This window comes from Methylophaga thalassica MP, from assembly GCF_000214595.1.
In the GTDB taxonomy this organism is placed as follows: domain Bacteria; phylum Pseudomonadota; class Gammaproteobacteria; order Nitrosococcales; family Methylophagaceae; genus Methylophaga; species Methylophaga thalassica.
Genome location: NZ_AFIG01000001.1, coordinates 1,484,623 through 1,503,645 on the forward strand (window position 1 = coordinate 1,484,623; position 19,023 = coordinate 1,503,645).

Annotated in this window: 21 protein-coding genes; 11 read left to right on the forward strand and 10 right to left on the reverse strand. The window is 40.4% G+C overall.

Features of this window, described 5'->3' with window-relative positions:
- Positions 1 to 52 precede the first annotated feature (52 nt).
- Positions 53 to 2,230 (reverse strand): TonB-dependent receptor, encoded by a 2,178-nt coding sequence (locus MAMP_RS07005; protein WP_007145317.1) that lies wholly within the window; start codon positions 2,228 to 2,230, stop codon positions 53 to 55.
- Positions 2,231 to 2,395: 165 nt separating this feature from the next.
- Between MAMP_RS07005 and MAMP_RS07010 the strand changes: the two genes are divergently transcribed.
- Positions 2,396 to 3,400, forward strand: a complete 1,005-nt coding sequence (locus tag MAMP_RS07010) for a GGDEF domain-containing protein (protein ID WP_007145318.1) — start codon at positions 2,396 to 2,398, stop codon at positions 3,398 to 3,400.
- Here the strand turns inward: MAMP_RS07010 and MAMP_RS07015 are convergent.
- Both MAMP_RS07015 and MAMP_RS07020 read right to left on the reverse strand, forming a co-directional pair.
- The gene (locus MAMP_RS07015) at positions 3,395 to 4,468 is read right to left on the reverse strand and encodes a DUF3080 domain-containing protein (RefSeq protein WP_007145319.1); all 1,074 of its coding nucleotides are present in this window, start codon (positions 4,466 to 4,468) and stop codon (positions 3,395 to 3,397) included. The genes MAMP_RS07010 and MAMP_RS07015 overlap by 6 nt on opposite strands.
- 55 nt (positions 4,469 to 4,523) lie before the next feature.
- Entirely contained in the window at positions 4,524 to 6,344 is a 1,821-nt protein-coding gene (locus MAMP_RS07020) for a CHASE domain-containing protein (RefSeq protein WP_007145320.1), read from the reverse strand.
- Between the two features lie 458 nt (positions 6,345 to 6,802).
- Here MAMP_RS07020 and MAMP_RS07025 point away from each other — a divergent pair, with 458 nt between their 5' ends.
- Positions 6,803 to 7,009, forward strand: a complete 207-nt coding sequence (locus MAMP_RS07025; RefSeq protein WP_007145321.1) for a cold-shock protein — start codon at positions 6,803 to 6,805, stop codon at positions 7,007 to 7,009.
- 63 nt (positions 7,010 to 7,072) lie between these two features.
- Here MAMP_RS07025 and MAMP_RS07030 read toward each other — a convergent pair whose 3' ends face one another.
- Complete coding sequence (locus tag MAMP_RS07030; protein WP_007145322.1) at positions 7,073 to 7,807, reverse strand: SDR family oxidoreductase; 735 nt, start codon at positions 7,805 to 7,807, stop codon at positions 7,073 to 7,075.
- 126 nt (positions 7,808 to 7,933) lie between these two features.
- On the opposite strand from MAMP_RS07030, the gene MAMP_RS07035 reads away from it, so the two are divergent.
- From MAMP_RS07035 to MAMP_RS07045, 3 genes are all read left to right on the forward strand, one after another.
- Positions 7,934 to 9,232: a mechanosensitive ion channel family protein gene (locus MAMP_RS07035; protein WP_007145323.1), complete on the forward strand. Its 1,299-nt coding sequence runs from the start codon at positions 7,934 to 7,936 to the stop codon at positions 9,230 to 9,232.
- Positions 9,233 to 9,339: 107 nt separating this feature from the next.
- The gene (locus tag MAMP_RS07040; protein ID WP_007145325.1) at positions 9,340 to 9,726 is read left to right on the forward strand and encodes a hypothetical protein; all 387 of its coding nucleotides are present in this window, start codon (positions 9,340 to 9,342) and stop codon (positions 9,724 to 9,726) included.
- 220 nt (positions 9,727 to 9,946) lie between these two features.
- On the forward strand, positions 9,947 to 10,408 hold the full coding sequence (locus MAMP_RS07045) for a MarR family winged helix-turn-helix transcriptional regulator (protein WP_007145326.1): 462 nt from the start codon (positions 9,947 to 9,949) through the stop codon (positions 10,406 to 10,408).
- A gap of 4 nt (positions 10,409 to 10,412) precedes the next feature.
- On the opposite strand, the gene MAMP_RS07050 is transcribed toward MAMP_RS07045, so the two are convergent.
- The 4 genes from MAMP_RS07050 to MAMP_RS07065 all read right to left on the reverse strand — a co-directional run bounded on the left by MAMP_RS07050 (position 10,413) and on the right by MAMP_RS07065 (position 13,552).
- Positions 10,413 to 11,195 (reverse strand): hypothetical protein, encoded by a 783-nt coding sequence (locus MAMP_RS07050; protein ID WP_007145327.1) that lies wholly within the window; start codon positions 11,193 to 11,195, stop codon positions 10,413 to 10,415.
- 15 nt (positions 11,196 to 11,210) lie between these two features.
- Complete coding sequence (locus tag MAMP_RS07055) at positions 11,211 to 12,644, reverse strand: sensor domain-containing diguanylate cyclase (protein ID WP_007145328.1); 1,434 nt, start codon at positions 12,642 to 12,644, stop codon at positions 11,211 to 11,213.
- A 60-nt stretch (positions 12,645 to 12,704) separates the two neighbouring features.
- Positions 12,705 to 13,019, reverse strand: coding sequence for a hypothetical protein (locus MAMP_RS07060; protein ID WP_007145329.1), 315 nt, complete (start codon positions 13,017 to 13,019; stop codon positions 12,705 to 12,707).
- Between the two features lie 92 nt (positions 13,020 to 13,111).
- Positions 13,112 to 13,552: an RrF2 family transcriptional regulator gene (locus MAMP_RS07065; RefSeq protein ID WP_007145330.1), complete on the reverse strand. Its 441-nt coding sequence runs from the start codon at positions 13,550 to 13,552 to the stop codon at positions 13,112 to 13,114.
- A 325-nt stretch (positions 13,553 to 13,877) separates the two neighbouring features.
- Here MAMP_RS07065 and MAMP_RS07070 point away from each other — a divergent pair, with 325 nt between their 5' ends.
- Positions 13,878 to 14,429: a lipocalin family protein gene (locus MAMP_RS07070; RefSeq protein ID WP_007145331.1), complete on the forward strand. Its 552-nt coding sequence runs from the start codon at positions 13,878 to 13,880 to the stop codon at positions 14,427 to 14,429.
- Between the two features lie 19 nt (positions 14,430 to 14,448).
- On the opposite strand, the gene MAMP_RS07075 is transcribed toward MAMP_RS07070, so the two are convergent.
- Positions 14,449 to 15,051: a cysteine hydrolase family protein gene (locus MAMP_RS07075; RefSeq protein ID WP_007145332.1), complete on the reverse strand. Its 603-nt coding sequence runs from the start codon at positions 15,049 to 15,051 to the stop codon at positions 14,449 to 14,451.
- Between the two features lie 134 nt (positions 15,052 to 15,185).
- Between MAMP_RS07075 and MAMP_RS07080 the strand changes: the two genes are divergently transcribed.
- Positions 15,186 to 15,998 carry an ion transporter gene (locus MAMP_RS07080; RefSeq protein WP_007145333.1) on the forward strand — a complete coding sequence of 271 codons (813 nt, stop codon included), beginning with the start codon at positions 15,186 to 15,188 and terminating at the stop codon, positions 15,996 to 15,998.
- A gap of 41 nt (positions 15,999 to 16,039) precedes the next feature.
- Here MAMP_RS07080 and MAMP_RS07085 read toward each other — a convergent pair whose 3' ends face one another.
- A complete protein-coding gene (locus tag MAMP_RS07085; RefSeq protein WP_007145334.1) occupies positions 16,040 to 16,510 on the reverse strand; it encodes a Dps family protein in 471 nt (156 codons plus the stop codon).
- Between the two features lie 247 nt (positions 16,511 to 16,757).
- Between MAMP_RS07085 and MAMP_RS07090 the strand changes: the two genes are divergently transcribed.
- Genes MAMP_RS07090 through MAMP_RS07105 form a run of 4 tightly spaced genes read left to right on the forward strand, consistent with a single transcriptional unit; the run spans position 16,758 to position 18,928 of the window.
- Positions 16,758 to 16,958, forward strand: a complete 201-nt coding sequence (locus MAMP_RS07090; protein WP_007145335.1) for a DUF2061 domain-containing protein — start codon at positions 16,758 to 16,760, stop codon at positions 16,956 to 16,958.
- A 45-nt stretch (positions 16,959 to 17,003) separates the two neighbouring features.
- A complete protein-coding gene (gene chrA / locus MAMP_RS07095; RefSeq protein ID WP_007145336.1) occupies positions 17,004 to 18,182 on the forward strand; it encodes a chromate efflux transporter in 1,179 nt (392 codons plus the stop codon).
- A complete protein-coding gene (locus MAMP_RS07100; RefSeq protein WP_007145337.1) occupies positions 18,179 to 18,679 on the forward strand; it encodes a GNAT family N-acetyltransferase in 501 nt (166 codons plus the stop codon). Before chrA ends, MAMP_RS07100 begins: the two co-directional genes overlap by 4 nt.
- 57 nt (positions 18,680 to 18,736) lie before the next feature.
- Positions 18,737 to 18,928, forward strand: a complete 192-nt coding sequence (locus tag MAMP_RS07105; protein WP_007145338.1) for a CPXCG motif-containing cysteine-rich protein — start codon at positions 18,737 to 18,739, stop codon at positions 18,926 to 18,928.
- The last annotated feature ends 95 nt before the right edge of the window (positions 18,929 to 19,023 follow it).

Sequence of the window (19,023 nt, forward strand, 5' to 3'; positions counted from 1 at the left end):
GCATGACAAAGTTGAGCCCCTGCTGCTCAGCAGGGGCTCATACATAGTTACATTAATAGAAATCTACCGTTGCACTGATAGAAACAGTTCTTGGGGCACCGAGTGTGATTTGTCCGCTATCATTTGCTGAGCTCCAGTAATCACGATCAAATAGATTATCAACTCGCGCTCTCAGAGTCAGGTCTTGATTACCCATATTAATTAGGTAACGAGCACCAATACCAACCGTTGTCCAATCATCTAGTTTTAGGGTGTTAGTTGCATTGGCATAGCGTGAGCTGACGTAGTGAATTTGTCCATCCAGAGCCAACCCTTTTATTTCTGGCACTTCCCATTCGGCTCCCATAACAGCCATCCACTCCGCTACACCAATCGCGCGCTTACCTTCTGTAGTAGCATTACCCGTGCCTTTTTGTTTAGCATCAAGCCATGTAAGGCCACCCAGTAATTTCAAATTATCTGTAGCCTTACCGTATAAAGTAAGCTCAACACCTTGGTGTTCATTTTCCCCTGATTCGCGAAAAATGTTGTCATCGCCTGTAAGCGTTCTTGGTTCATCGGTGGTGAAATAGGCTAATCCCGTTCCGAATTTCTCCGTTTCATATTTCAACCCGACTTCTCTTTGTTCTGACACATAAGGTGATAATGCTTCACCAAAATTCAGTGCTGTGGAAGGTGCACTATCACCAGCTACCAAACTCTCAATATAGTTTGTATATACTGAGACTTGGTCAGTTAACTTGTATACGGCTCCTAGAGCGGGTGTTATTTTGCTATCTTCATATGAAGTTCTAACACCTGTGTTCACGGCGTAATTATCCACTTTTATTGCCTGATGACGAGCCCCAATAGTTACTTGTAGTTTGTCATCCATAAAAGATAATGTATCACCAATGGCAAAACTGTTAAATTTGGTACGCGTATTTAAGGATGGAGAGTCAAAATTGTTTCCTGAAACGGCAGTGGAAGTAAATGCTGGTTTGGAAACATACTGAGGTTGATAAATATTGGTATTTGTTCGGGTTCCTGAAACATCATATGTGAACCCATTTTTGGTTTCTAACTGAAAGTATGAATAGGCTACGACCCAGTCATGGCCAACAAGACCTGTATCAAAATCCCCTCTCAATCCCATTTCACCTGTATCAACCCGGTCTTCACGGGCGTTGTCGAATCGATAAAATGTACCAGCACCTGTATTAGCATTAGTCAAAGTAAAGTTTGCCAGTGAGTTTTCTTCTTCAGAGCGTCGCATACCATAGGCAGCCCATGCAGTGACTTCATCAGTTAGGTCATATTCGGCTCTAAATGTCCCAAACTTATCTTCCTCGTTTGAGTAAGACCATGGTTGAGCCCAATTTTTGCTCGCATCAGGTTCTGAAGGCACACTGTTTACACCTGAAAGTCTTACATTAGTCCTTGTCTGATCTAATTGATTATTTTGATATCCGATATCAGCAGAGAGTCTTAAACGTTCACCTTGATAATCCAACCCAATATTGAATAAGTTTAATTCGGCTTGCTCATCATCGATTGACGTTCCACCGTTATGATGTGCGGCATTGACCCTGACACCAAATTCATCATTGTCACCAAAGCGCCGTGCTATGTCTGCTGAGATATTGCGTTTATCATTCATAGACGCACCAAGTGTAACGCGGTTCAGATCATAGTTAGGAGCACGTTTAGGTAAAAGATTGATTGAACCGCCAATAGCACCACCTAAAGGATTGGCACCTGTTAGAAATGCCGATGCGCCACGAAGTACTTCTACTCGCTCAAATAATTCTGTCGCGATATATTGTCTAGGCAGGAGATTATAGAGTCCGTTATAAGCAACCGCATCAGATGAAGTCGTGAAACCACGAATCATATAGGCTTCCTGAAAATTTCCGAAACCACGTGTCACTTGCACAGTCGGGTCATATCGTAAAACATCCCCAACACTTTGTGCTTGTCTATCCTGAATAAATTCATTGGTATAACTGGTTATACTGAATGGTGTATCTAAATTATCTTTCGTGCCTAATATCCCTGCTCTCCCACCTTCAGCGACTTGTCCACCAGCAAAGGCTGGAGAGAGTCCTTCAGCACTGGCATCAGCACTTGCTGTAACCGATAAGGTATCTAATTCTAGAGTGCTGGTATTTGACGTTTCTTCATCTGCTAACGACACCTGCATACCACCCATTATCAGTGCCATCATCACACAAGTTGATTTCATTCTCATTTATTAATCCTGTTAAATTTTACTGAATCTTACATTGAATAAATTTCAATGTAAATGAGAATGATTTATGTTTGTAAGTGAATTTTATCAATAAAAATCATAAAATTGACTATGCTTTGAGTGATAAGTTGATGTAGTCTTTAGCTATTGACACAAGGATTGAATGTGACAAGTAAACTCTCTAAACATCCACACATCTCCTCTGATTTATTAAATCAATGGCAAACTATTATGGATATTCTATCCGTGATCATGGATGTACCCATCGCTTTAATTATGAGGTATCAAACAGCTCACTTTAGCGTATATGTCAAAAATGACGATCAAGGTAATCCATTTGACATAGGCGAGATTGTTGAAAACGGCACTGGAAGCTATTGTGAATCTGTCATAAACGACGATAATCCGATACTTATTCCAAATGCATTGTTAGATGAAAAGTGGGTAAACGCACCTGAAATTGAGATGGGACTGATTAATTATCTCGGCTTCCCGCTTCGATGGCCTAACGGAGATGCTTTTGGCACCATTTGCATTCTGAACACAGAGGCTGTTTCTTATTCTGAGAAGCAACAGCAACTCATGCTTCAAATCAAAAACATTGTGGAGTCTAATTTAGAATTGCTTGAGAAAAATCAGCAATTAGAAGTCCTTTCAAATAATTTGCAATACCTCGCTAATACCGATGACTTGACCGGGATCTGGAACAGAAGAGCCTTCATACACGAAAGTAATAAAGAGTTACAACGTACAATGAGAAGTAACCATAATACTTGTCTGTTGATGATGGATATTGATGACTTCAAAGTTATCAACGATGCCTTTGGACATGAAGTGGGTGATGAAGTCCTTAAATTATTTAGTCATTCGATTCAGGCGGCAAAAAGACCTTACGACGTTTTTGGACGTATTGGTGGTGAAGAGTTTGCTGTTTTACTTCCTGAAACGACACTGAAACAAGCCATGTTGTTAGCTGAACGTTTACGTAAAAAAGTGGCCGCCATTTTTTACTACACTGGAGGGAACGACATCAGTATTACGGTCAGCATTGGTGCTTATGAACTCAAAGATGATGAGACCAATATCTTAGTCGCACTAAATAAAGCAGATAAATTACTTTACGCTGCCAAACACGCGGGGAAAAATACCGTTATGGCAGAGGCATTATGAATTAACGCCTGGCTGCATGCCACACTGTTTCAGCAAGTGCTGCCAGGATTTAGTGTGCAACTGAATTGCTGTCTGTAACTTTTGCCAGATGCCGGAGCTTGACTGAGTATCAAGATACGTCCGTTGATAGTGTTGGAATTCATCAGATGCCTTACTCTCACCCTGTAGAACAGCCAACTTATCCAGTAGAGGGAAAATAGATTCCCCCTGCTGACTCACGCTCGCCAGATATGGTTGGACTTTTGCGATATAAATATTGAAGAAGAATGAACGTAGGATCTCGGCTTGAGGAGTAACTCGCTGCTTATAACAAAGAGGTTTTTGTATCAGCCTTTTATCGATAATGCGTGTTGCCTCATTTAACCTAAGCGTCAACAACTGGGCACTTTTTAACAGCTTCCCTGCAACATGTGAATATAGCCATTGCTGTTGTATCGTTCCTAAATGATCCAGATTGATGTCGAATTTTTTATTATCTATCTGTTTTTTTATATCCACCAGAGCCTGCAGTCCCGTTCTTATTGTATTAATCGAGTTCGCATCAACGGGTAAATAACCTTTTGAATACGTCATCAACTGCTCTATTTCTTCTGTCGACCATATTGCATTCCAGAAAACGGCCGGTAATACAGCACTTTTCTTTGCTATGGCTTGCTGAAGAATATGAGTTGTTTTTTTATCATCAGTAGTCGCCAGGCATTGTTTGGCAGACTCTATAAACCGCACCTCATAACGGAGACGGTTTATAGGTAGCATCACACGACCTAAAATTGAGTTGCGTTCAGCCACTACAACCTGTAACTCACATCCATAAAAAGATAAAAATTCCAGCATGTTTACATCTATCTCTGGAATGCTCAGTGTTCTTTCTTTTTTGTCAGGTAACTTTGTTAACACTGGTGCTGCTGGAGCAGGCAGATCTTGCTCTAATACTCTGGCGAGCCGAACCAGATATTCATCCATCATTGATTCTGGTTGACTGAATGGATCACACGAAGTCAGTAAAAAAACCAGCGCCAAGACAAATACACACTTTATGCTCAACATAGGAAACCGTAATGCAATCATTCAATACCCTTGTATGGGGAGTAATGATGCTAAGAAAGTCAATTAATAGCGTAAATTACTCAGTGATATCCTGATGCGTACCAAACATCAGAAGAGGCAAACCTTCATCCGTTCTGGAAAATAACTTTCCTCTGCTGAAGATATATCTCCACGAACCATTTCGATGACGCATGCGTGTTGTCATTTCAAAATAATCTGTCTCACCTTTAAAGTGCCGTTGTAACTCTTCTTCTACAGCAAGACTATCATCTGGATGGCAGAAATTTCTCCAGGTATCAATCGTGGTAGGCATTAACTCGGATAATTTATAACCAATCATCTCTGACCAGCGCTCGTTGTATATGGCATCACCTGTTTGAATATTCCACTCCCAACTACCCAACCTAGCACCTTCTAACAGATTTTCTAAACGCCAGATTTTTTCACGTAATTGCAGATCAACATCATGCCGCTCTGTCACATCAGCCGAGAATCCAATCATACTTAGTGGATTATCCAATGCATCCCGTTCCACTGAAAAGCTGGAGTGAATATGACGAATATGATTATTTACAACGATTTTAAATACGAGCTCAAACCTTTCTTCAAATTGAGCAGCCTTGGCTAATGCCAGCAATACACGCTCACGATCATCTTCATGTAGGATCTGCTGCCATTCTGAATATGTTCCATGAAATTTATCCGGCTCTAATCCATAAATAGAAAGCATTCTTTTATCCAGATAGACTTTATCAGTATTTAGATCCCACTCCATCAGTCCCAGATTAGCAGCATTAGCAGCTAGCTCTAAGTGTTGCATTAGTGTTTTCTTTTGCTGATTTGCTTTAACAGCTTCTCGTTGAGCATAACCACGCTCTCTTGATAAAAAAGAGATGAAATAGAAAAGAAATCCACCGAAAAGGGTGAGGATGATAGCAATAAAAATAGGAAGAAAACGTTCTGATAAAGTCTGAAAGCCAACGTGGCTATACACAACAAGCTGCCATGGCCTACCAGCCACATTTAAATCGTACGTATGCTTGAATCCTCTGTAGTTAGCATCCACCGAAAGAAATGACTGTTGACTTGCTGAATTGCTATAAAGTAATCCACCATCATTCTCACCCACATCATAGATTTCAAAACCAAGTTGCTTCTGTCCCAGGCCTAAAATACCCTGCATCAGATCATCGACTCTAAAACTGCCGAATACGAACCCTTTCAATGCTTGTTTACGATCCGCTAGAGTACTCAGCGTTTTATTCTGCTGATAAATAGGTATATACATTTGAAAACCAAACTGAGCAGCTTGATTTGTCTGATGCGCCACAGTCACTCTTCCGGTAGTTACGGCCTGATTAATATCTACTGCTAACTCCATGGCTCTTCGATGCGCAGGCTCGGATAACAGATCAAAACCTAAGGCAAGTTTATTGCGCCAGTCAAAAGGTTCTATATATACGATAGGACTATATTGTTTATGCTGCCCCTGAGTTTTGATACTGTAGTTTGGAATACCTTGTGAACGTATCATTTGAATATGTTCCGAAAAGGACTCTGAAGGCACTATCTCACAATAGCCAAGCGCTTGAATCCCAGGAAAATATATTTGTAGCTGAATCGTATCAGCAAAATGTCTCCAATCATTCCTTGTCACTTCATCACTTGCATCAAACAATGCCTTGGCACTTTGAAGTGCTAAGGCATAATCATGCATCCGTTCTGAAATCGCATTGGCAAGATCGCGTGATTCATAAGTAAAACGTTGTATTGCTTGATTATGGAAGAAAGAGAAAGAAAGATAGCAGGCAGAGACACTAAGAATAAACCACAAAAATAATGCGACCCATGCTGATGATGGGTGCTTTTTTGTGTATTTGGAAAAAAGGTTTTCCATTACTGGGAGTCAACTCCTTAAAGCGAAACATGTAAAGTCAAGCTTCGTCCCTATAAAAATCAAGTTAATACATCAACTTACAGCTTCTACGTCAATTGATAATAGCACACGAGCCAGTGTTGAAGGATATTCCCTGAATTAAGCTCAACATTTTCATCATTCTGTCATACACCGGAGCATAAACTACAAGTGACAGTTATGACCGTGTCTTTTGCTTTGCCGTTAGAATGATCAGTATCCGCTTATTATCTTGACAGATGAAAATATTTTTGACACGGCCCTATATTGTCTATACATTGAACATAGCTTGAAAGTTGATCTGAATATTTATTTTTCATTTCGAAGCATTACCATCAGTAGCTCGTCCTGTTTGTTAATAAGTACTCTGCACACTTCCAGCTATACCAAAAAGTCTCAATTTGGGACTTCAATTATTTATTAAGAAATTAGGATTATTTATGTCTACAACTACTGGTACTGTTAAATGGTTTAACGAAGCTAAAGGTTTTGGTTTTATTGAACAAGAGTCTGGCCCAGACGTTTTTGCTCATTTCAGCCAAATCAAAGGTGACGGTTTCAGAACCCTGAATGAAGGTCAACGTGTTGAGTTCACTGTAACTCAAGGTGCTAAAGGCCCTCAAGCAGAAAACATTACTGCTCTGTAAGACATTTGTTTACAGAAAAGAAGAAAAGCCTCGTTTTTACGAGGCTTTTTTTTTGCCTGCTCTTTAGATAGTCTCAATCACATTTCTGGCAAAACTCTCGTACTCAGCCCAAAGTTGTTGTGCTTTACTATCTGGAAACACATGAGGTTCACCCACCTCTAAAGCATTGATAATAGCCTCAGCAACAACAGTTGCAGGTTCAGCATCTACTAGTCCTATTGACTTTGCCATATCAGTAGCCACAGGACCAGGATGTACACTTAATACAACCGTTTTTTGCTTACTCAATTCATGTCTTATGGCTTGAGTTAATGAATAGGCCGCCGCTTTTGAAGCGGCATAAGTCGCAAACTCGGGAACACTTCTCAAAGACGCAATTGAATTTAGTTGCACGAATGCACCGCCACCATTTTGCTTAAGCAATGGGGCGAACGCCTGAGCCATTCTGACTAATCCAAACACATTAATATCAAACTCGTGTTGCAGTGAATCAATAGCTGACATGGCCAGAGGATTTGAGCCATTCAAAATCCCAGCATTATTAATAACTAAGTCTACGTCTTGTGCATTGGCGGCAGCAGCAAAAATAGAATTAGGTTCGTTGAGATCGAGAAATATAGGCGTTACTCGGTCAATAAACCGTGTTTCTAAATCAGCTACTGTGCTGAGGTCTCTAACAGCAAGATAGACTTTCTCTACACCATAATTGAGTAATGTTTCAGCAATAGCTTTGCCAATACCTCTGTTTGCTCCGGTGATAAAGACGACTCGATGTTTCAGTGTAAATGGGCTATTCATGTGGTATTCCTAGAGTGAATTATTCACTTTGCTGACTGATATAAACGAGTAAAGTTCAGCATCTAAATTTGCCTTATTAAAAGCAGTCAAATACATTGTGTCCGAGATAATTAACAAAGGCATCACATGGATATCGAGCATTATCAAACAGTCATAGAGCAATTCTTAACCCAGCTAATGCACTGGTTAAGCAGTCCAAAATTCTATTCACAAATCGGCTTGATTGTATTGGCAATACTCATCGGGTTATCGATTAATCGATTTTTACGCAATCTGTCACCACTACTCAGACAAATGCCTACCGAAGGTCCTATTCTCCAATTGAGGCAAGGAATTTATAGGCTGAGAGAATTGATCTTGCCGCTTATGCTGGTGCTCTCACTATCAGTAGCCAACGATATCAGCATGGCTGTTGTTGGTCAGGCTTGGTTAGTTAAGCTTAGCTTGAGTTTAGCGGTCATCTTTATGCTCTATACCATCATTACGCGATTTGTAGAAAAACAACTTTTTAGAAAGCTAGCGCTCTGGTTTATTTTACCCATTGCCGTGTTACACATATTCGGCTGGTTAGATGAGGTAGTGGCTTATCTCGAAACCATCTCATTACAAATTGGTAACTTTGAAATCTCAGCCTATGGTGTTGCCAGGGTACTGATTTTTGGTTCAGTCCTATTCTGGTTAGGACGCCTTTCCAATAATGCTGGTCAACAGATCATTCGAAACCAGCATGATCTGGATATAGGCACAAGAGAGGTCTTCGCCAAACTGTTTCAGGTGGCTCTATTCTTTGTGGTTTTCCTGTTACTACTTCAAATAATGGGAATTAATCTGACGGCGCTTGCTGTGTTTGGTGGTGCGCTTGGTGTCGGACTTGGCTTTGGATTACAGGCCATAGCATCAAATTTTATTTCCGGAATCATCCTTCTTTTGGATCGCTCACTTAGTGTAGGTGATTTTGTTGAAATGGAAGATGGTCGTCGTGGCACTATCCGTGAACTTAATATGCGATCAACTACACTGGAAACCTATGATGGTAAAGATATTATGGTGCCAAATGAGCAATTCATCACTACTAGCTTTACTAACTGGACACATAAAAACATCAAGCAACGCTACTCTTTAGAATTCCAAGTTGCCTATAAGACGGATCTCCACCTGTTGTTTGATCTCGTTCGTGGCATAGTCGCCAGCCATCCTCAAGTTATCAGCGGTGATGATATCCCACTGGAAGAAAGACCAGATGCCGAAATAAAAGGCTTTGCTGACTCAGGTATCGATATTCTGGTTGAGTTCTGGATGGAAGGGATTGATGATGGACCTAACCGGGTCGGTGCAGATTTACTATTGATGATCTGGGATACTCTCAGACAGAACAATATAGAAATTCCGTTCCCACAACGTGAAATTAAAATTATCAATAACTAAACATCAATAACATTTCCAACACCAAAATGCTTGCGCGCAAGCATTTTAGTGTTACTATTTTGCTATGGATTATCTAATCACTGAATCGCTTTTTTTGGGAGGTATTTATGAAATATACAGCTATCATTGCTCCCTTGATCGTCATTACGGTTATCCTATTGAATCAAACCTTTGCTGAAGATGGGCAACTACATAGCGAAGCGAATTTTACCAAGCCTGCAGAAAAATTAGCTGAAAGTTGTTACCAGCACTGGCTAACGTTAAACTGGACGCTGACAAATTCTGAAGTGTTAGCAAGCAATAATAAATCCTTCAATGACGGCATAAAAAAAGTCTGTCAGGCCAGAGCCGAACTTTTTTTCGAAGGCTATGAGATAAAGCCATTTATCTCAGCTGATGCTCAACACGAAGTATTCCCACTGGTTTTTCGCCCCAATGTTGATGAGATCAAGTCGCAAATTCGTATCAATCTTCCGAAACTCAGATTAATATAATTAGTCTAAGATACTATATATCGTTTATTATCATTTATTCACTTTTTCGAGCGTCATTAGAGACAACAGAACTGAGAATAAATCCGATTTGCGTTACTCGAGTTACACTCTATAATTGACGCAATTGATAAAACAATAAACAACACTTTAACCGTACTGCGAATGTACCTCTATTGCATCGTAGCAAAGGTAATAAGCAAAAAAATTAAGGAATCAACGAATGTCAAATTTTGATAACTTGAGACTCGATAATCAGCTGTGTTTTGCTTTGTACACTGCTACCAATAGCATCACACGTTTTTATCGCAGCTTGTTGAACGACTATGACCTGACTTATCCCCAATACCTTGTTCTGGTCGTATTATGGGAAAAAGATGGTATCGCTATCAAGGATGTTATGCGACAACTCAAATTAGACTCTGGCACATTATCACCCATAATTAAACGTCTTCAATCAGCAGAGTTGGTGGAAAAAGTTCGCACCGATGAAGATGAACGAGTTGTTCGTTTATTTCTAACAGATAAAGCTAAGCAGCTAGAGCCACTCATTGCAGAGGTTCAAACTAAAGTCGCTTGTAAAACAGATCTTTCATCGTCTGAGTTTTTTGAGCTGCTGAGCACGCTTAACGAATTAACTAACAGTCTTAATAAGCGTGAAGAAGCAGCAGAGAAAGTGCTTTAAACTCTTATTTAATTAACGCTTTTGTCAGTTTAGATAATAGCCAAAGCGTTAACAACGGCATCAATAACATCAATAAAACAAATTCAGCAAGTAGATACACGGCTGCATGGACAGCACGATCTGCTTGCTGTCTTATTTGCTGAAGCTTTGATTCAATATCCAATTTACCTTTTAAGCTATCAAACCAGCCTTTAGGTTGTTCTTGCTCACGATTCGTTAAAGTCTCTACCTCATTCTGAGTAGTCTGCAATACCATGACAGCCTCATCTCTTTGTGACTGCATTAATCCCTGAAGTGTACCGCTGAACATAACAGACACTGGAATCAATAAGCGTAGAACAGATAAAAACAACACCGTTTTTAATAAAATGCGTTTTTGTTTAACCCCCACCATCGATGACAATGTTGCTATTGCTGCAATCAACACCAACACGATGATTCCGACCCGGAAACCCCATTGATCAGATAGAAACAAAATTATCTGCTGAATACCTAATGAGGCTGAGGCGGTTAATAAAATAGTGGAAAACTGCTCTATTAGATCATTCAATGGGTCCAGAATTTGTCCTGGTGCAAGAGTCAATCCCACCCCCATAGGTTCAATAGAAACTTCTGTACCCTGAGCTACCGATATCACCCCATTTAAACCACGAGCGATGGCATATACACTAAGTGTCACTGCCATCATCTGTTTGATTTGATGGTCAGTAGACAGTGTAACGGGAAAGCAAGCCAATCCTAAACAAATAAACAGCATCAGAAATGTATAGCGATATTTGTTTAGCATCAGCAATCTCACTTATTAACGAACACAGTTGCGTCCATCATTTTTGGCCTGATAGAGGGATATGTCAGCCCGAGCAATCAGCTGGTTCATTGCTTCTGATTGCTGGTACTCGGCCACACCTGCACTAACCGTAATTTGAAGCTTTTTACCAGTATAATCAAAATGATGAATTGCTATCGCTTCACGAAGATTATTCACTACCCTGATGGCCTCATTTTTACTGCAGTCCTGTAGCATCAATAAAAACTCTTCGCCTCCCCATCGACATAAAACATCTTCTTCACGGATATGCTGATTCATAATGCCAGCCACTGTCGTTAATACATAATCACCATATTGATGACCATAATTGTCGTTAACCTGTTTAAAGTGATCGATATCAATCAAAACAACCGATAATGATTCATTACGTCGCTTAGATCTCGCCACAGCCTGTGTAAAGAAAGAATCAAACATTTGTCGATTCGTCGCGCCTGTCAGTTTATCTTTTGTTGCCATCGTTTCCAGACGTCCCTGGTAACCACGAGAAGCAAGATGCAGTATGAACAACACTACAAGACTGATCGCAGACGACACCAGAATGTTGATAATCAGAGCGTTTTCCACTTTTTCAGTAGCCGGATCATTTACCTGCTCAACAATCAAATACCAATCAAACTCAGGAACTAAACGACTGTTCAGGTAAATGGTACTGCCATTGATCGTGTCAAATGAAAAAGATGAGCTGGGCGTAGTCAAAATACGTAAAAATACTTTATCGAGCCCTTCTTTATTTTGTATGTGCAGTTCTTTGCTGTACTTACTGCTTTGCAACATGACTTGTCCCTGCCGGTCAATAAAATAAATTTCGCGACCATAGCGCTGCTGATAATTTTCAATCAACTCTTCCACGACAAGTAGCGATAAACCAACGCCAATCACACCAATAAAATTACCCTTTTTATCAATTACACGATAGTTAACAAAAATACTCAGACGGCTGGGTTCTGCTGTATCACGATCAATATTGATTTGATAGGGTTGATTAGAATTCTTTGCTTGAAAGTACCAGGCATCAGCTTTGTTATCTTCAGAGACCTGTTTCAGCACCCCCGATGGATGGTAATAATTTTTTGTTTTATTAGAGACAAAAAACGCTGTAATTGTATTGTATTTTTTCTGAATTTGACTAAGGTAGCTTTCCATTTTTTCTGGCTCTTTTTCACCATCATTTACCCAATCAAACACAAAAACATCATTTGCCATCAGTGATGAGATGACAAGTGGATGGAGTAAGTCTCGCTGAATTTCAGAGTAAATATTATCGCTGGTCAGCGGCAGCATCTCCTGTTGAAGACGCTGTGAAATAGACGTTCTGGCAACAAAATACCCGATGAGACTTGTCGCTAAAAACCCTATTAAAACGATAATGCTGATGATGACTGTATAGAGACGCTTACGATTTTTCAAAGAAAATACACCACAAATAAACCGTTAATGATATTGAAGCAGTAACAGAATTTCCATTTTTTAGTCTAGATCAAAAGGATATTCACGTTCATCCTCTTGTTTCTGTCCGGCTATCTTCTTGTGATGCTTGACCCCTAGAGCAAAACAAACAATAAGTAATATATAGAAAACATCCAGGTCATCATCTTTAAACAGGCTCAAAACAGCCCATACTGGCGGAACATAAAAAACAACACTGGATAACAATGAAGCCCAAACGGGTAATTCCCGTCGGGCAGCAAGATAAACATAATGACTGAACAGCCCGGATAAAAACCCACCGAAAACGGCCAGGCAGAGATATAGAATCATCCCAATAGTATTAACGTGTGACATAGCCTACTCAACCATAATTCAGGTTTAGTCGAATGGTATTAACCAACCCGTTGACAATACACCTATCCGACCGAATAAAGCGATGTCTAATCTTATACAGCCTTAGCCAGGGATAAGCTTTGCTGTAATTTATGTTTGTTTTTAACCACATCAGCGAGTGTGTATTCATCCAGAACATTAAAAAAAGCTTGCTGAGCTTTCCTTAAAGCACTAAACAACATGCATACAGATTCAATCGGACAGGAACAATTCTTACCAAAACACTCCAACAATTCTGGATTTTCTATTTTTCGAATCAGATAACCAATGTTAATTTGTTCGGCTGGCATTGCTAATGATAAACCACCGCCACGACCACGCTGACTATTGATGATTTTTTCCTGAACAAGACGCTGAGCTACCTTCGCCAAATGGTTGGTAGAAATGCCATAACGCTCAGAAGCATCTTTAACCGTCGCAGGCTTATCAGGCGCATGAATCGCCAGATATATTAGTAGCCTTAAGGCATAATCTGAATGTGAAGTCAGCTGCATTACACCGTCCCCAAAAACATTCTTACATTCATCCCAGTTTCCTTGATCAAAGTGTTCATTAAACATCATCGAGAAGCAATTTCTCAGCCATCAATGTATCGCGCTAGCAAAGGAAATGCTATCAGCAGATATACGCATCGTAACGGCTCTATAACGACTATTCCATGTCAGAAATACTGGCAGTACAACAAATACACTACCTCTTTTTGAGGTCCGTTCTTGGCGACAAATCGCACTTAAACAGTGCACGTGATTCAAATACGTGCTTCACAGCAAATTCACGATACACAATTAATCATAGACTGTAAAAGTCAAGGTGAGTGATATGCAACGTTTTGGTCTTCCAGGAATAATTGTCATGGCGATATTTTTAAGCGGGTGTCAGACTAATCATTCGCCTATACAACCTGTTTCTTATGTCGATATAGATCGGTTTATGGGAGATTGGTATGTTATCGCTAACATTCCCACTTATATTGAAAAAGGTGCGCACAATGCCATCGAGTCCTATGAGCTAAAGCCAGATGGCAGTATTCAAACGACGTTTACGTTTCATGAAGATAGTTATGATGGTGAGTTAAAAACGTATCATCCAACAGGATTTATCACCGACAAGAGAACCAATGCTATATGGGGGATGCAGTTCATCTGGCCAATAAAAGCCGATTACCGAATCATGTATCTGACTGAAGATTATTCACAAACAATTATCGCTCGTAATAAGCGTGATTATGTATGGATCATGGCCCGCACACCAACCATTCCTGAATCTGACTACCAGCACATGCTCAGTCTGATTAAACAAGTTGGCTACGATATCAGTGAAATTCAGCGTGTTCCCCAGGACTGGTCTGGACAACCACCAAAAGCAAGATAATTGCTATTCAACATATACACTAGCGAATCGCATCTATCGGTATGTCATCTACGCGATCAACAACAACGGCATATAAATCCTCAGTAGCTGCCAAAGTGACCTCTTGAACTTGTTCAGCAGATAGTTTCTTGCCATTATTCATGCATAAGGCCCTAGTCGCTGTTGCTTCTGCAACAATCGTCACATGATATCCACGATTAAACCCACCATGCGCGGTTGAGTTGACACACATATGTGTCATAAAACCGGCAAGGATAATATTCTCAATACCACGTTTCCTGAGCGCTTCGTCTAAAGATGTCTGGATAAAGGAATTAGGAAAACTTTTTACGATGACATATTCACCATCGATGGGAGCGACTTCATCTGCAATGGCGCCGAGCCGACTATTTAAGTCATATGGCGAGCCTTTGCCCCCATCATGTTGTATATGGAAAACGGGGATACCATGCTCACGGGCCAATTCAAGTAATTTTTTAACGTTTTGCAGAGCCGCTTCAACGTTATCTAACTTCATCACACCTTCCCTGTAGGTATTCTGGCAATCAATAAGGATTAACGCAGATTCACTTAGTGCTGAAGCCTGATGCCCTATTCCAACGATATCACGTAATGTCGTCATAACCGCTCTCCTTTAATGGCAAAAATTGACAATACCATATATCCCTTACTCAGATAATGTTCTGACTTGCATAAATTTTTGCAGTCGCTATTATTCCGCAGCAAGCCAAGATATATCATTAAACAGGAGAAAAAATGGCCTCATCTCTTACCCAAAAGACAAATCGTTTTGCGGCTGTTTTTCTTAACATAAAACAAAATAAATTATTTGAATCGATTGTTGTCGCTGTCATCCTTTTTTCAGCGCTAATGATCGGGGCAAAAACCTATAATATCCCGTCCAACCTTCTGACTATGATTGTCTGGTTGGATTACGCTATCACCGTGTTTTTTCTTATTGAGATTAGTATTCGCTTTTTTGCCGAAACCAGGAAAATCGCGTTTTTTAAAAGTGGTTGGAATATTTTTGACACCATTATCGTCGTTGTCAGCCTTATCCCGATAGAGGACAGTGAGCTGGCTCTGGTTGGTCGCTTAATCCGAATATTTCGCGTGTTACGGATGGTATCTGTGATACCCGAATTACGGACGCTACTGAACTCCTTGCTACGTGCTCTGCCACAATTAGGGTATGTCGCCCTTCTGATGTTTATCATTGTTTATATTTATGCGGCTGTAGGAACCACTTTTTTCGCCAGCGTCAATAAAACCTTATGGGGAGATATTGCTATTTCGATGCTGACGCTGTTCCGTATCATGACATTTGAGGACTGGACAGATGTGATGTACGAAACGATGACAGTCTATCCATTAAGTTGGATTTTCTATATCAGTTTTATCTTCCTAAACGCCTTTGCTTTTCTGAATATGCTTATCGGCATCGTGGTCAACGTGATGGAAAAAGAGAACGCCGAACAGTGGCAAAGAGAGCATGCCGGTGAAACGACTATTCAAGACTTATCTGATCAAATAGAAGAGTTAAAGCAACTTATCACTAAGCAGAAATAAAAAAGGGAGCTTTCGCTCCCTTTTTATAATCTTGAATACAACTAGGCTTTAAGTGCACGTAACATCCATGCTGTTTTTTCATGAACACGCATGCGGTCAGACACCAGCGATGCAGAAGATTCATCATCTGCTTCTTGGGCAAGCTTTAATACTTTACGGCAAGTTTTAACAACCTGCTCATGACCATGAGTCAAAAGACCGACCATTTCTTTTGCTTCTGGCACGCCTTCCACTTCTTTAATTGAACTCAGTTCAGCGAACGATTTATAGGTGCCTGGCGCGGCAACATCCAACGTACGGATCCGCTCAGCAATGTCATCCACGGCTACAGCAAGTTCTGTGTATTGTTCTTCGAACATCAGATGTAATTCACGAAATTGTGGTCCAGTGACATTCCAGTGGAAGTTATGTGTTTGTAAATAAAGAGTGTATGAATCTGCCAACAGGTTTTTTAAACCTTCAGCAATATCTTGTCTATCCTGCTTATTGATACCGATATCAATGGTACTCATTAATGAGCCTCCTTATTATTTAGTGGACATATATAGTCACTATGAACGCTGATTCGTTCATATCGATTAAATATAATTACATCATAATGATTGTATAAGAAATGTGAAACAGTTTATTTCCATGAAAATGATAGAGAAAAACGATGGTTAAATTATCGACTTTTCCAATCAATGTCATTTAACTAAGTTGTTGTACAAAGCTGCATAGGTTAATGATAATCATTCGCAACTAAACAGGAGAATGATCATGACTAAAACGTTAAGCTTTGCGGTTGTCCATTTCAGCGTTGCATTTACCGTTGGTTATGTAATGACGGGTAGCGTATTAGTTGGCGGCACAATGGCGTTAATTGAACCCGCAATCAATACTGTTGCTTTCTATATGCATGAAAAAGTATGGACAGCCATTAAGCAAGATAGTGCAGAGAGAAACCCAGTCATTCAATAGTCAGAGAAAGACGACTATATCGTCAACATACTTAAAGGCCTATATGTGAAGCTTCAACTTCATACGGATATTTTTAAAGCGTTTTTCACACTTGGATTGACGGCATTTGGTGGCCCGGTAGCGCATATCGCTTATTTTCGACAGGCTTTTGTTGAAAATAGGCGCTGGCTGTCTGATGAAGACTTCACCCAACTGCTTGCTGTCAGTCAAACGTTACCTGGGCCAGCGAGTAGTCAGTTGGGGTTTGCCATTGGTCTGTATCGTGGTGGCATATTAGGCGCTATCAATGCCTTTATCGCATTTACTTTACCCTCAGCATTAGCGTTGATTCTGTTTGCAACGTATGTCGTTGCAATAGCATCGCCACTAAAAGATACCGTATTACATGGTTTGCAACTTGTGGCGCTTCCAGTTGTGGCCGACGCCGTCTGGAAAATGTCACGTCAACTTTGTCCAGATTTAAATAGAAGAATCATAGCCGGTCTCAGCCTGCTATTTTTATTGCTGATGCCTTTCAGTTTTAGCCAGTTCATTGTCATGGGATTCGGTGCTATCGCCGGTTTATATCTGCTTCAACCCAATACAACAAGTCAAACGTTTTCACTAAACCTACCCTACGGAAAAAAAACGGCTAGTCTCTTTTTCACCTTGTTTCTTATGCTGTTTTTTATACCCTTCTTGAATATTGACCAGCCGTTATTTCATTTTATTACTATTTTTTATCAGGCAGGTGCCACTGTTTTCGGCGGCGGCCATGTGGTACTGCCATTATTAGAAAACAAAATTGTTTTTACCGGTTTGATTTCATCAGAACAATTTCTAGCAGGCTACGGTGCTGCACAAGCTGTACCCGGTCCATTGTTTACTATTTCGGCATATCTCGGAGCATTGTTGCCGGGAGAAAGTGGTGGTGTCACTGGCGCTATTGTTTCCTTGTGCACATTATTTCTGCCAGGGTTTTTATTAATTCTGGCAGTGCTGCCTTTCTGGCAGTCTCTACAAAATAACGCCGTCATACAAAAGTCGCTGTTAGGTATCAATGCAGCTATGGTTGGTTTATTGGCAGCTGCACTCTATCAACCAATATGGCAACATGTTATTAATTCCTATGCCGATATCATTATCGCTTTAACGGGCTTTATTTTATTAAATGTTTTTCGTTTATCGCCCGTTGTGATTGTTTTATGGTGCCTGGCTGGCAGTATTATCACGAGTTTATTATGAATTCACCTCACATCAGAAAAGCTGAGCAAAAAGACATCAGCAATATCACTGATTTACTCATCCGCTGTGCTATCGATATGCAGCAACAAGGGATGTCACACTGGCTTGGCGTTTATGACAATGAGGCAGTTAAACAGAACCTGTTAACAAAGCAGGTCTATGTGCTGGAAAAAGATGAACAGATTCTGGGCTGTATTGCTATGGGCACAGAAAAAGCCAGCTATTATGATGACTGTTGGCCAGAAGCTCCGGACGCAGAGATCTATATTACTCAACTAGCCGTTTCACCTGACATGCAGAGAACAGGCTATGGCAAACAGCTGCTAAAGTTTTGCCTTGAGCAAGTTCAGGATAAAACAGTGCAATTAGATGCGGTCGATCATTATCCTGCCTTACTCAAGTTCTATAAAAATCTGGGGTTTCAGATCATTGCCACAGGTGTGGGCTTAGGTGATAAACGTCATTTGTTTACCTACTCAGCAAACGCAACGACCTAAACTGGAACTCCTACACTGAATCTCAGTCATTCAACTAAACGATGATGGAGGAAGAAAATGGTCTACGCGCTACAAGAACATACTGTGTCATGCCCTTACTGTGGTGAAATTATTTCGGTGGTTATTGATGGCTCTGTCGAGTCGCAAGAGTATATCGAGGACTGTGAAGTATGCTGTCGTCCCATTACATTTAATGTGGAAGTGGATCAAACAGGTATTTATGTGCAGACCGCACATGAGAATGAATAATCACTGTTAGCACTCAAGCTAAATAATAACAAACCTTATTTGATATTCATTCTTACCTGAACTAACATGCTGACTTAGCCTCCAAGGCAAGTCAG